The organism is Vibrio quintilis (assembly GCF_024529975.1).
Lineage (GTDB): Bacteria > Pseudomonadota > Gammaproteobacteria > Enterobacterales > Vibrionaceae > Vibrio > Vibrio quintilis.
Genome location: NZ_AP024898.1, coordinates 138,943 through 151,965 on the forward strand (window position 1 = coordinate 138,943; position 13,023 = coordinate 151,965).

General features: G+C 44.9%; 10 protein-coding genes. 6 read left to right on the forward strand and 4 right to left on the reverse strand.

Annotation, left to right across the window (positions count from 1 at the left end):
• Positions 1 to 16 precede the first annotated feature (16 nt).
• Both OC443_RS19360 and OC443_RS19365 read right to left on the reverse strand, forming a co-directional pair.
• Positions 17 to 2,812, reverse strand: coding sequence for a J domain-containing protein (locus OC443_RS19360; RefSeq protein WP_073583681.1), 2,796 nt, complete (start codon positions 2,810 to 2,812; stop codon positions 17 to 19).
• A complete protein-coding gene (locus OC443_RS19365; protein ID WP_073583679.1) occupies positions 2,809 to 3,588 on the reverse strand; it encodes a DUF1266 domain-containing protein in 780 nt (259 codons plus the stop codon). Before OC443_RS19365 ends, OC443_RS19360 begins: the two co-directional genes overlap by 4 nt.
• A gap of 659 nt (positions 3,589 to 4,247) precedes the next feature.
• Between OC443_RS19365 and OC443_RS19370 the strand changes: the two genes are divergently transcribed.
• The 5 genes from OC443_RS19370 (at position 4,248) to arfB (ending at position 8,283) form a co-directional block, all read left to right on the forward strand.
• On the forward strand, positions 4,248 to 4,766 hold the full coding sequence (locus tag OC443_RS19370; protein ID WP_073583677.1) for a GNAT family N-acetyltransferase: 519 nt from the start codon (positions 4,248 to 4,250) through the stop codon (positions 4,764 to 4,766).
• 171 nt (positions 4,767 to 4,937) lie between these two features.
• On the forward strand, positions 4,938 to 5,693 hold the full coding sequence (locus OC443_RS19375; protein WP_073583675.1) for a phosphatase: 756 nt from the start codon (positions 4,938 to 4,940) through the stop codon (positions 5,691 to 5,693).
• Between the two features lie 86 nt (positions 5,694 to 5,779).
• Complete coding sequence (locus tag OC443_RS19380; protein WP_306345635.1) at positions 5,780 to 6,304, forward strand: phosphatase PAP2 family protein; 525 nt, start codon at positions 5,780 to 5,782, stop codon at positions 6,302 to 6,304.
• A 229-nt stretch (positions 6,305 to 6,533) separates the two neighbouring features.
• Entirely contained in the window at positions 6,534 to 7,745 is a 1,212-nt protein-coding gene (locus tag OC443_RS19385; protein ID WP_073583673.1) for a glycosyltransferase, read from the forward strand.
• 124 nt (positions 7,746 to 7,869) lie between these two features.
• Positions 7,870 to 8,283, forward strand: coding sequence for an alternative ribosome rescue aminoacyl-tRNA hydrolase ArfB (gene arfB / locus OC443_RS19390; protein WP_073583671.1), 414 nt, complete (start codon positions 7,870 to 7,872; stop codon positions 8,281 to 8,283).
• Positions 8,284 to 8,375: 92 nt separating this feature from the next.
• On the opposite strand, the gene OC443_RS19395 is transcribed toward arfB, so the two are convergent.
• Positions 8,376 to 9,029 (reverse strand): XRE family transcriptional regulator, encoded by a 654-nt coding sequence (locus OC443_RS19395; RefSeq protein ID WP_073583669.1) that lies wholly within the window; start codon positions 9,027 to 9,029, stop codon positions 8,376 to 8,378.
• Positions 9,030 to 9,445: 416 nt separating this feature from the next.
• Between OC443_RS19395 and rsgA the strand changes: the two genes are divergently transcribed.
• The gene (rsgA, locus tag OC443_RS19400; protein WP_073583763.1) at positions 9,446 to 10,489 is read left to right on the forward strand and encodes a ribosome small subunit-dependent GTPase A; all 1,044 of its coding nucleotides are present in this window, start codon (positions 9,446 to 9,448) and stop codon (positions 10,487 to 10,489) included.
• Positions 10,490 to 10,547: 58 nt separating this feature from the next.
• Here rsgA and ppsA read toward each other — a convergent pair whose 3' ends face one another.
• A complete protein-coding gene (gene ppsA / locus OC443_RS19405; protein WP_073583667.1) occupies positions 10,548 to 12,920 on the reverse strand; it encodes a phosphoenolpyruvate synthase in 2,373 nt (790 codons plus the stop codon).
• Positions 12,921 to 13,023 lie beyond the last annotated feature (103 nt).

The following is a 13,023-nucleotide window of genomic DNA, read 5'->3' on the forward strand; positions in this document are numbered from 1 at the left end:
CGTCTGATGATGGATTTTAAGAAGAGAATATTTTCTTTAAATCGACTTTTTCCCGCCGGATAATCCTTTTTTCCCAGAATCCATTGACCCGGAGCGGAGACAGATTATAAATGAAAAAGAAATGGATCAGCAGATTCATGATGATAAACCATTTCATATTGAATATTCCGGCAGCCAGTAAAGTCATAAATATAAAGCCAATGTAGTATAGCTGACTGCTCCGCATAAACAGATATTGTGTGACCCGCCAGGTAATAAAGCATTCATAGGCGAGAAGAACGCCTGCAAGCATCGGGCTGTAGCCAAAAGCGCTGGTCATCCCATCCGGAATCTGAAATACAACGGAGAACGTATTAAATAGCCAGCACATCACCAATAACAGAAAATAGTATTTAAGGCGCCTTTTACTGTAGGATTTGATATTTTGACTATCCAAATCCAGATCTAAATGTTGCTGATAAAGATATTCAAGTTCCCCCAGTGCCAAATTTGAAACCTGTTGCCGGCAGTCGTCTAACTCATTCAGATGTTTGATGAGGGGTCTCAAAGGCGAAATGTCATATCCGTCCGGTGAAATTCCGTGCTGCAGCTGGGTGATGATATAAAACATCGGATAATGAAATATTCTGGCTTCTTTTTCAGGAATAATCCCTGCAATTTCTTCGGGCGGATTGAAATGTTCTGTCTCTTTTAACAACATCCAGTACACAATGTCTGGTTTTGCATATTCATAATATTCCAGTTCATACTCTCTGGTTCTCCGGACTGAAATTAATGCCTGCTGTTGCCAGTCAATAATAGCGTTATACTGCGCTTTTTCTTTGGCGGCTACCACCAGCAGATTCCAGCAAATAATGGCTTCTTCAAAATGTTCCTGCTGAAATTTGACTGACAGAGCGGCGTATGCAGCAGCTTCCCCGTTTTTGGCTAATGAAAACAGTGCTTCCGTGGAATATTGATTGGTTAACAGTTGTACCTGCGTGTTCGTTACATAACGAAGAACAAATTGTTCAGGATGTTCACTGAACATTTCAATAGCTTCACTATGAAAGTCATCTGAATCTGTAATGAAAGGTATAAGACTGGATAGTGCCGTGTGATTTAACCGCTCTGGGAGTGGCGGTAAATATTCCGCCAGCCCTGCATTGTCGGGAGTAAATGAGGTAACAAGTTGTCCATAATAAACGGTTGCCCAGATGAAACATCCTGTAAACGATTGATTTTCCCAGGGAGATGTCAGCTGAAAATGAGAATTAACGCACCGGTAAAAGCACAGCGTGTCAATGTAATAGGGATACAAAGGCGATTCATCCAGTATATCGACATTGATAAAGTCTTCATCCATTAAACGGGTAAACCAGTGATCCGGAATCAATGGATGACGGCATAACAGTGCCCGCCAGCTGGCGGGAGAAAGTGAATAAAGCTCTTCATCTGTTAGCTCTGGCTGTTCAAAGAAGTGATCCTGCCCGTAATGATCCAGTTTATTTAATAATGACCGGGCGCCGACTCTGGTGGTTAACAGATGCTCCAGCCAGTGTACCGTCAACTGATACAGCTTTTTCCATTCAACTGATTGCGAATGTTTTATCTCATGCTGCAGGGCGGCTAATTGTTCAGAAATCCTTGCCCAGCTGCCATATAACCCGGCCCAGAAGCAATGAAGCAGAAAACCGAACGGACCTGACTGATGCCGCAAATCTGGTAAATGATTAAAACGATTGTCCGGCTGGCTGATTAACTGATTGTGAATCCAGCTATATAGTGGATGTTCCTGCTTCTGTATCAATTGATGTAAATGACGTTCTGCCCGCCAGAAAATTGCCGGAAGTTGTGTCCATTGCTGGTGAAGAAAGGCGAAACAGGGTGTCAGCTCTGAATCAACCTGAGCTGCCAGTTGATACTGTATTTCACTGGCTTCTTTTGGTGCCTGTAATCTGCATAATTGCTCACAAATATTACTGGCTTGCCCGGTCTGACCTAATCGGAGGTGTGTTTGTGCAATTAACCGGAGCTGCTCAGCTGACAATTCGGTTGTATCTCCGTTTTCTGTCAGTCCTGACAGAAAAAAAAGCACCATTTCATCAGTGATGTCCGGGCAGTGCTCTGATACCCGTAAAATGGATAATGAGAGCTGAGGAGAACGATGTAAAACCCAGGGCATTGGCTGTGAGAATAGATAGTTAATCGCATTTGGCCAGTGATCATCCCAGGCATTCTGAAGTGGTTGTAAATAGCTGAGAATTCCCCGTTGCTGAGCAGATGACAAGTCTGACAGATCTGATAACGGAATAAGCAATTTCTGATGACGCCAGGTATCGAGAAACTCAGCAATTTCAGCATTCTGTCCTGTCCCTTTCAGAAACATTTCCCAGCCTAATCCATGCCATATCCAGTGAATCACTTCGCCCGGTAACCAGCGATTTGCTAAAACCAACTGTAATGCGGAATCAGAAATCAGTGTCTGCTCTTTAATCGGAACCTGTAAAGCTTGTTGAAACCACTGTTGCCACCGGGAGTAATGGAACCGTTGGCCGGAATCTTCGATCAGGTTATGTAATGCCTGAACCAGAAAGTGTTGGCAGGTTTCATCATCTGATGGATTAACGGTTTGCTTTGATAAAACGGGACTGTTTTCAGTATGATCCTTCTTTTCAGTATGGCTGATGGCTGCCTCATAAGCTTCACGAACACGCTGAAATCCTTCAGGGTCTTCTTCCGGGTGAAATTGACGAAGTTTGGTCCGGTATGCTTTTTTTATAATTTTTTTATCAGATGTTGGTTCTAATTCGAGTATTTCCCAGAAGTTCATTGGTGTGGATCCCTTTCACTTTCTTCTTTTAGTAATTGATGCAACGTTTCTGGTACAGTCAGTTCTGGCAAGGATATATTCCATGGCAATTCAGGAATGGGGCAGTCAGGATCATTTTCTATTTGTTCAAAAAAGCGGGAGACACCTAAATGAAATCCGTCATTTAACAGATACGGTAAATTATCTTCGTCAGGATCTTCATCAACAAGATATTGCCAGTAACTTCTGCCAAAAATAAAGCTCTGTAAATATTGTAGCCAGTTATCAAAATAATGCTGAATCTGAGTTCCGATATAATTTAATAAGAAGGCAAACTCTTCCTCTGTTACCCAACCCGCATACAGGCCGAACCGGGTCAAATAAGAGCCCCGGCAATAGTCCCATCCACGAAATCCGGCAATACCTACATGCCGGTAAAGAGCATCCAGAAACCGCATTTCTTCCCGGTTGATAACATTCTGAATCGTATTGACATGGTCTTCCCATTCCCGGGTTGAGCAGCAGGCCCTGAAAGCCAGTTCATTTTGCCAGATATTGCCATGTGTCTGTGCGGTAACCAGTGAATAGATTGTCTGGTGTAATCCCCTTCTGTCTGAAATCCCCCATGAATCATCAATATTACTGAGCCACTCTTGCTTATTCCGCGCTTCACTCATTGCCGGAATATGGTACTGAAGCAGAGGCCGGTTATAACTAATCTGCGGAGATGTTATGGCCAGCCACCACTGACAATGAAGCAAATCAGGATCGAATAAATAAGATGATGCTCTCTTCATGAAGTGATACGTAATGAATATAAGTTGAAGTACGCTTATTGTGACGATTTATATTCCTGATTTGAAGTTATAGTTTTTGTTTGTTGTTAAAAACTCAACGATTCGCAGAAAAATAAACATCAGTTGTGAACTTTCTGTGACACTTATTTAGATGTTGCACTTTTTTCATGATTTATTTGCGGCCATTTACCCGTATCAAATAAGAATTGTCACTGATAAAAATGAGACCTTCCTCGTATTTGTGTTTTTTATCAGAAGATTAACAACACATCTTGTTATGATGAATGAGTTTTTATGTTATACCCAAGCAACCTGAACCCTGCATCTTCAGGTTGTTGGGTATATATCCAGGTAATCGGAATATACATGATTCAGTTCACATGTTTTCAGATGTTGAATACAGAGTGTGTGTTGATGACATCCTGACGTTTTTGATGACTGAAAACTGAAGTCACTGAAAAGAAATTGTTGACAGTTTAATCAACACTATTGCACCATTTGTAACTGACTTAATCAGTCTGATAAGTGGCCGGCGCAGCAAAAATGTACTGTGTTTGCACCCAATCGTTTGTCAGTTGAACGGTAGGCCCTTGTATCTCTGAGACAAGTCAGATTCATTTTCAAATCATGGTAAAGAATACAAAGCAGAGAAAACAGCGATGAGCAGTAAAGTAATTCTACGTCCTCTCAGTCTGGAAGAATTGGAGGTTTTGGTTTGCAAGGATGTAGTCAATAGTCGTCAGATTGATTTTTCTAAGTTGGTGATCAGCCCGGTTCAACGGTCCGCTATTCAGATAAAAATTGAAAAAATGAGGCAGATAAAGAAGGAATTTCACCACTGGTTTACTTACTGGCTTATGATTAGTAAACAATCCTCAAAGGCGATGGGTTTAGTTGGATTTAAAGGGATTAATGATAACGGAACCTGTGAAATTGGCTACGGTATTACAAAGCAGTTTGAAAAAAATCAATATACGTCTGAAGCAGTGAAATTGCTCGTGCATTGGGCGTTTCAGCATAATTATTGTAAGTTGATTGTGGCAAATGGTGTGCAACCTGATAACTATGGTTCACAGCGTGTTTTAGAGAGAAATGGCTTTGAAAAAGTCCGTGAAACGGCAGAAGGTATTTCTTATCAGCTGAGCCGTCGTCATCTCAAAAAACCTGTCTACAAGTAAATTTTTTGGGTGGCAGCCTGGCTGCTACCACTTTTATCCGGTTCTTCCTACATTCATCCGGTAATATGTCAGGCTGGTATACTTTCCCGGACAGAACGTAAATTCCGGGCTGGATGTTTCACCCTTCAATTGTAAGAATAAAGAAATGTAATAAGTGGTGTTGGAAGTTCAATGAAATATACGATAGAAACTGATATTCATATGCACACTGTGGCGAGTGACCATGCGTTCAGTACGGTGCATGATTATATTGCGCAAGCGCCTGAAAAAGGCATTAAACTGGTTGCGATAACTGATCATGGGCCGGAAATGGAAGATGCGCCTCATAAATGGCATTTTATCAACAGTGCTGTTTTCCCGCGGGTGGTTGACGGGATAGCCTTGTTGCGCGGCATTGAAGCAAACATCAAAAATACTGCCGGAGAAATTGACTGTTATCCTGATATGGCACAACAACTGGATATTATTTTAGCCGGCTTTCACCGTCAGGTTTTTGCACCGCAGGACAGAGAAACAAATACACTGGCGATGGTGAATACCATAAAATCAGGTCATGTTCATGTGATTACGCACCCCGGAAACAGGAGTTTCCCGGTTGATATTGAAGCTGTTGTGAAGACCGCAGCAGATTGTCAGGTGGCGCTGGAAATTAATAACAGTTCATTTATTCACTCCCGCAAAGGCAGTGAAGAAAATTGCGCTAATTTTGTTCGTCTCGCCAAACAATATGATGCGCCGCTTAGTGTCGGTTCGGATGCCCATATTGCTTATAACGTGGGTGGTTTTGATCATGCTTTGGCGCTGCTTTCACAGTACGATTTTCCTCAGGAGCTGATTATTAATCATTCCGTTGATTCTCTGTTCTCTTATCTGAAATCGAAGGGCAAAGATATTGCCCACGAATTTGGTGATATTCAAACAACCTGAGAGCTGAACCCAGATCGATACCGGTATAAAACTTATGTCCTATAATCAATCCATTAGCTCTGTGATGGACAAGGACAGTGAACATTTTGAAATATATATTTTATACCGGTTTGTTATTCTTCCCGTTTATGGTTCAGGCTGAAATTACGCCAGCAGAGTGGCGTGATTTCAGTGATATTGGTGCAGACACGCTGGTGGGGTCAGCGCTTGTTTTGCCTGTACTTGAAGGTGATCTGGTCGGGTTTCAGCATGCCGGACTGAGTATTTTGGCCGCAACAGCGATCGTCGGAACAACCAAAGCGCTGGTCAAAGCAGAAAGACCGGATAAAAGTGACCACGATAGCTTTCCTTCCAATCATACGGCCAATGCTTTTGCGGCGGCTACGAATCTGCATATACGTTATGGATGGCAGGTCGGAGTGCCTGCCTATACCGTTGCCGCTTTAGTCGGGAACGGGCGGGTTGAAGGAAATAAGCATCACTGGGAAGATGTCGCCGTAGGTGCTGCGGTTGGTATATGGTCTGGCTGGTATTTTACCAGTAAAAATGTGTATTTGTTCTCCTGGGCAGACCGGCATGAAATTGGCGTCGTGGCTTCTCTGAACTGGTAATCATTCTTTCTGGCTTCCTGCTCTTATTCTCTTTCTGAACGTGTTTCCCGGGAATGGCCGGGACCATGTGCTCACATCCTTTATACTCAAACAACCTGCATCTTCAGGTTGCCTGGATATAGATATTCAGTTTTTTTATTCATGATCATCAACTGAAACGAATTGTTTTAATCGCATAATTTCATATAAATGTGTCCATATTCATAATAATGTTGGCCTGAAGAAAATCATGAAATTATTATTTATCGGAGAAGCAGTCACGCTGGCGCACGTCGCGAGACCCTGGACACTGGCCTGTTTTATGGCCGGAAATGGTTATGATGTACATTTTGCAAGTGAAGATCGGTTCAATTTTTTATTTGATGATGAAACCCGGATTACCCGGCATCATTTATCATGCCGGAGCCATGAAAGTTTTTTAGAGGCGGTTGAAAATTGTCGTCCCTTATTCGAAGCAGAATCACTCATCAGTTACGTTGAACAGGAAACTGAGCTCCTTAAACGCATTCAGCCTGATCTTGTGATTGGTGATTTCAGACACAGCCTGAGTGTGAGCTGCAGAATGTTATCGATTCCTTATGTGGGCTTAAATAATGCGTACTGGAGTCCTTTTGTTGTCAATTCTGTATTACCTGTGCCGGAACATAAAACCATTCCTTTCTGCAAAGTTGGTTTCCTGCAGCGGTTGATGCCTGCGATTACGCCCCTGGTATTCAAACTGATGTTATCGAACCTGAATAAAATGCGCCGTCACTATAGTTTCCCACCTTACAAAACGTTTCGTGAGGCGCTGACGGACAGTGATTTAACTTTGTATTACGAACCACCCGGCTTTATCGATATGACGGCTTTACCGGAACACCACCGGTTTATTGGGTCTGTCAGCTGGACGCCGAATCTGCCTTTGCCTGACTTTTTTAATCAGCTGGATAAAGATAAGCCTTTAGTTTATGTCTCGTTGGGCTCTTCCGGCGTCCATTCGATTGAAGCAAGAATTGTTCATGATTTGCAGGAATGCGGTGTGAATGTGGTCGTCAATAGCCAGTCTTCCTATCCGGGGGTTTGGCACGCACCTTTGATTCCGGGAGATTTGGCAGCTGAGAAAGCTGATTTAGTGATTTGTAACGGCGGCAGCCCGATGGCTTATCTTGCCCTGAGTCAGGGAACACCGGTTTTAGGCATACCAGCAAACAATGATCAATTGCTGGTGATGAAATATGTGGAAGCGAAGCAGTTAGGTCAGGTTGTCCGGTGGCGGCAAGTCAAAGAAGGGGTGTTGAAATCGGTTGTGCCTGAAATGCTGAGCAATGTGCAGATGAAAAATGCCGTCACTGCACTTGCGGGAGATTTAAATCCTGAATCTGCACCCTTCAAATTTGAGCAGGAAATTATTCGTCTGATGAATGAGTGGACGATGCAACACAGACAGAGTGCAGTCTGAAATCCGGGTATGAGCTGTCGGGAATGAAACAAGTTCCCGGCGGACATTCTGAAGTTGCAATGTGGGAAGCGTTCCCTGTAGAGTAGGGACAAATTTTTATACCTGCTTTTTGCTACAGAAACCGATGCTGAAAATTTCAAATACAGTCTCATTAGCCGGATGGGAAATTGAGCTTAACGCGATCCGGGCGATGGGAAGTGGCGGGCAAAATGTCAATAAAGTGTCGTCAGCCATTCATCTGCGGTTTGATATTCAGCGCTCTTCACTGCCCGCGATATACAAAGAGCGCTTGCTGGCATTACGTGATAGCCGGATTTCCGGGGATGGTGTCATTATCATCAAAGCGCAATCTTTCCGCACTCAGGAAAAAAATAAAGAAGATGCCCTTCAGAGGCTGGCGGAGCTGATTCGTTCGGTAATGGTTGTGCCTAAGAAGCGTCGCGCAACAAAACCAACCAGAGCTTCTCAGACGCGCCGGATGGATAGTAAGAAAAAGAAAGGCCAGACAAAAACGCTGCGCGGAAAAGTGAATTATTAACAGACCGTTGCTCAATTATCCGGACCAGTCAGGGTGCATTTGCTTTCTGTTCAATGCACCCTGATGCCCTGGCCGCCGGAAAGAGTAACAAATTAAATGCCGCGGGCGCACCAGACAACTTTTCCGGCAATCCGGCTGGGCTGGGCGTCGGTGGGCGTGATCTGCCAGCTGGGATATTCCGGATTATCACTAATCACCTGAATACCATTTTTATGTGTTTTCAGTCGCTTGGTATGCAGGCCATCTTCCGTTTGCAGCAGATAAATGCCTTCACGCACTAACTGATGCTGAGATAAATCCACTAAAATCATATCTCCGTCTTCCAGAGTCGGATTCATACTGTCACCTTTCACTGTGACAAATGCAACCTGCTCTGAATGGACACCAAGCTGAGAAGTGAGCCAGCTTTTGTTGAAAGCAAAACTTTCGCTGACTTCTTCGTTGAAGGTAATACAGCCACTACCAGCACTGGCTTCAACATCAAACTGAGGTGCAAATACCAGCTCCTGATGACCGGGAGTTGTTTCCTGACCAGGGCTGTGTTCACCTGTCAGTAACCAGTTTAAGTCGATACGGAAAGCGTCGTAAAGCTGTTCCAGATACGCTGTTGAGGGGCGGCTGGCGCCACGGCATATCCGGTAGATTGTGGAAGGTGATTTACCGGTCAGCTGGGCAAAATGCTTTTTACTCCCGTTAGCCATATGGTCAACGAGGCTTTGAAACCGGCGGGCGAAGGCAGTTGTCATAGATAAAACCCTGTATATATAAACAGGTGTTTGATTGTAGCGGGATCTGGTGTATTTGTGAAGTTTTGTCTGACGGGAATTTTGAATTGTCTGATAGATGCATGCAGTTTCAGCTTGTCCGGACAGGTACCCGGATTACTATTGTGGACTTTTATTATGGTTTCGTCATGTGCTAGAATCCATGACGTGATTCACCATACTTATCAGGAGATTTTGATGATTGTTGTACGTATCCACCCGGCAAAGACTGAGAAGCGGAGTGTACTTTAACAAGCCTGAATTTTAAGTTCAGATTTAATGACTTTCTTCCTTTCTGTTGCCCGGTGCTTGAGTTTACCGGGGTCTTTCTGTTCATTTGACCCTGTTTATTCCTTGTTTGAATAAATCACAGATAATTGTCTGTGTGGGGAAAAACAATGAATTCTACATTGTCTTTAAGTCAACTTGGCTGGCAGCCTGTTTTCCAGCAACAACTGACATTAGATGATTACGATCATTACACTATTGCACGTATTTCTGAACATCACCGAAGTCAATATATCTTATTGTCTGAAAAGGGAAAAATCACACTTGAAATCCATCACTCCTATCAGGCGATGACCGTGGGTGACTGGGTATTGATCGACAGCGAACAAAGGCTCGTCCGCCTGCTGGAGCGTGCTTCACTGTTCAGCCGTAAAGCGGCAGGAAGTAAAGTCAGCGAGCAATATATTGCCGCGAATGTGGACACCTTATTTATTGTTTGTGCACTCAATCAGGATTTTAACCTCAGCCGGATTGAACGTTATCTGTCGCTGGCGCAGGAAGCGAAGGTTGAGCCGGTTGTGGTTTTGACCAAGCGGGATCTGTGTGATGACGGAGAAGAGAAACGTGCGTCCGTACAGGCGCTTGATCCGATGTTGATGATTGAAATGGTCAATGCTCTTGAAGTTGCTGACAGTGAGGTTTTGAACTGCTGGTGCAAACCGGGGAAAACGGTTGCATTTATGGGTTCATCCGGTGTCGGCAAGTCAACGCTAATCAATACCCTGATGGGGCAGGCAGAGCAACTGACGGGCGGGATTCGTGAAGATGATGGTAAAGGTCGTCATACGACAACCTCCCGCTCGCTGCATTTTACGCCGACTGGTGGGGTTGTGATTGATACGCCGGGGATGCGGGAGTTACAACTGGCTGATTGCGCCGACGGTGTTCATACCACGTTTGCCGATATTGAAACCCTGAGTCAACAATGTCGTTTCAGTGACTGCCATCATCAGGGGGAGCCCGGATGTGCTGTTCAACAGGCGCTTGATGAAGGCGTTTTGGAGCAACGCCGGTTAAATAATTACTTCAAGTTATTGGCCGAACAAGAGAGGAATGCTGCCTCTCTGAAAGAGAAGCGGGATAAAGAAAAACAGTTTGCGAGAATGTGCCGGACTTATCAGCATCATTCCCGTAAAGAAAAGAAAGGATATTAACTCATAAAAAAGCGCCATTTTCGGCGCTTTTTTCCTGAATTCCGGTTTAAACTCAGAATTAGCTTTGATTAACTTCTCCCAGTTTCAGCCAGGTATCAATGACGGTGTCCGGGTTGAGGGAAACAGAGCTGATACCCTGTTCCATCAGCCATGCCGCTAAATCGTCATGATCTGATGGCCCCTGACCACAGATACCGACGTATTTCCCTGCTTTAGTCGCAGCATCAATCGCCATTTTCAGCATGGCTTTCACGGCCGGGTTGCGCTCATCAAACAGATGCGCCACATCGCCTGAATCACGATCAAGTCCCAGCGTCAGCTGTGTCATATCATTAGAGCCGATAGAGAAACCATCGAAATATTTGAGGAACTCCTCAGCCAGTATCGCGTTTGAAGGCAGTTCACACATCATAATAACTTTCAGACCCTGCTCGCCGCGGCGAAGTCCGAATTTAGACAGCAGATCAATCACGGAAGCCGCTTCACTGACTGTGCGTACAAACGGAATCATCACTTCAACATTCTTCAGTCCCATTTCATGACGAACCCGTTTAATCGCCTGAGTTTCCAGCTCGAAGCAATCTTCAAAGACCGGTGAGATGTAGCGGGATGCACCACGGAAACCCAGCATCGGGTTTTCTTCATGAGGTTCAAAGCTCTGACCGCCAATCAGATTACCATACTCATTCGATTTGAAGTCAGACATCCGGACAATCACGCGCTTCGGCCAGAATGCAGCCGCAATTGTGGCAATCCCTTCAGTCAGTTTACTGACATAGAAATCGATCGGATCTTTATAGCCGCGAATTCGTTCACGAATCTGCGCTTTCAGTGCGTCACTCTGAGCGTCGAAATTCAGCAGAGCTTTCGGGTGAATTCCGATCATTTTGTTGATGATAAATTCAAGACGCGCCAGACCAACCCCTTCGTTCGGCAGCTGGGCAAAGTCAAAAGCACGATCCGGGTTACCGACATTCATCATCACTTTGGTCGGCAATTGCGGCAGTTCGTCGACCGAAGAGCGGCGGATTTCAAAATCCAGCAGTCCCTGATAAACATAGCCGGTTTCTCCTTCAGCACAGGAGACCGTGACCATTTCACCATCAGTTAAAGTCTCCGTTGCGTGGCCACAGCCAACGATCGCCGGAATACCCAGTTCACGGGCGATAATTGCCGCATGACATGTGCGTCCGCCCCGGTTGGTGACGATTGCTGATGCTTTTTTCATCACTGGTTCCCAGTCCGGGTCGGTCATATCAGTGACCAAAACATCGCCGGGCTGTACATGAGACATCTGATCCAGCGAGCTGACCAGGCGGACTGGTCCGCTGCCAATGCGTTGTCCGATGGCACGGCCTTCAATTCTGACCTCAGCTTTGTGTTGCAGCTGAAAACGTTCAATCACATTCTGATTGTTCTGTGAACAAACCGTTTCCGGGCGGGCCTGAACGATATATAACTGACCATCAATACCATCTTTCGCCCATTCAATATCCATTGGCCGCTGATAGTGTTTCTCGATAATCATGGCTTGTTTTGCCAGTGCTTTGATTTCTTCGTCAGTCAGGGAGAATTGATTTCTTTCCGCGTCGGAAGTATCAACAATCTCAACCTGTTTGCCGATTTCCTGATTGTCTGAATAAATCATTTTAATCAGCTTGGAGCCGAAGGTTTTTTTGACAATCGGTGCCTGTCCGGCTTCAAGCAGCGGCTTGTGAACATAAAACTCATCCGGGTTGACGGCACCCTGTACCACCATTTCTCCCAGTCCCCATGCGGAAGTAATAAACACCACCTGATCAAACCCGGATTCAGTGTCCAGTGTAAACATCACGCCTGATGCGGCTTTATCGGAGCGCACCATGCGCTGAATACCGGCAGAAAGGGCAATGCCCCGGTGGTCAAAGCCCTGATGGACCCGGTAAGAAATGGCACGATCATTAAACAGAGAAGCATAGACGTGCCTGGTTGCTTCCAGCACGGCGTCAATTCCTTTCACGTTCAGGAAGGTTTCCTGCTGACCGGCAAATGAGGCGTCCGGTAAGTCTTCAGCCGTAGCAGAAGAGCGAACCGCAACCGATATTTCATCATGACCTTCGGTGAGTTCGATATAGTTATTCCGGATGTCCTGTTCCAGATCAGCCGGGAATGGAGCGTCTAAAATCCATTGGCGAATTGTACTGCCCGTTCGTTTTAATGCATCAATATCATCAACGTCTAATTCATCAAGCAATTGATGGATCCGTTCATCTAACCCCTGATAGTCAAGAAACTGGTTAAATGCCTGTGATGTGGTTGCAAATCCGTTTGGGACAGAAACGCCTGCGTTCGTCAGGTGAGAAACCATCTCACCAAGTGAAGCGTTTTTGCCGCCAACCAGATGAACATCATTCATCGACAGATGATTAAACCAGAGGGTGTTCTGTTGCATATCTTTCTCCAGATATTTGCTTTTGTAGGGAGCAATCGATTGCATTCAGGGCAAATAAAATCTCATGTCAGATTATAAAGTTGCCGGGAATGTCATTGAATGC

Excerpts from the sequence above, each read along its gene's own strand:
- OC443_RS19360 (WP_073583681.1), bottom strand. The coding sequence starts at position 2,812 with ATGAACTTCTGGGAAATACTCGAATTAGAACCAACATCTGATAAAAAA.
- OC443_RS19365 (WP_073583679.1), bottom strand. The coding sequence starts at position 3,588 with ATGAAGAGAGCATCATCTTATTTATTCGATCCTGATTTGCTTCATTGT.
- OC443_RS19370 (WP_073583677.1), top strand. The coding sequence starts at position 4,248 with ATGAGCAGTAAAGTAATTCTACGTCCTCTCAGTCTGGAAGAATTGGAG.
- OC443_RS19375 (WP_073583675.1), top strand. The coding sequence starts at position 4,938 with ATGAAATATACGATAGAAACTGATATTCATATGCACACTGTGGCGAGT.
- OC443_RS19385 (WP_073583673.1), top strand. The coding sequence starts at position 6,534 with ATGAAATTATTATTTATCGGAGAAGCAGTCACGCTGGCGCACGTCGCG.
- arfB (WP_073583671.1), top strand. The coding sequence starts at position 7,870 with ATGCTGAAAATTTCAAATACAGTCTCATTAGCCGGATGGGAAATTGAG.
- OC443_RS19395 (WP_073583669.1), bottom strand. The coding sequence starts at position 9,029 with ATGACAACTGCCTTCGCCCGCCGGTTTCAAAGCCTCGTTGACCATATG.
- rsgA (WP_073583763.1), top strand. The coding sequence starts at position 9,446 with ATGAATTCTACATTGTCTTTAAGTCAACTTGGCTGGCAGCCTGTTTTC.
- ppsA (WP_073583667.1), bottom strand. The coding sequence starts at position 12,920 with ATGCAACAGAACACCCTCTGGTTTAATCATCTGTCGATGAATGATGTT.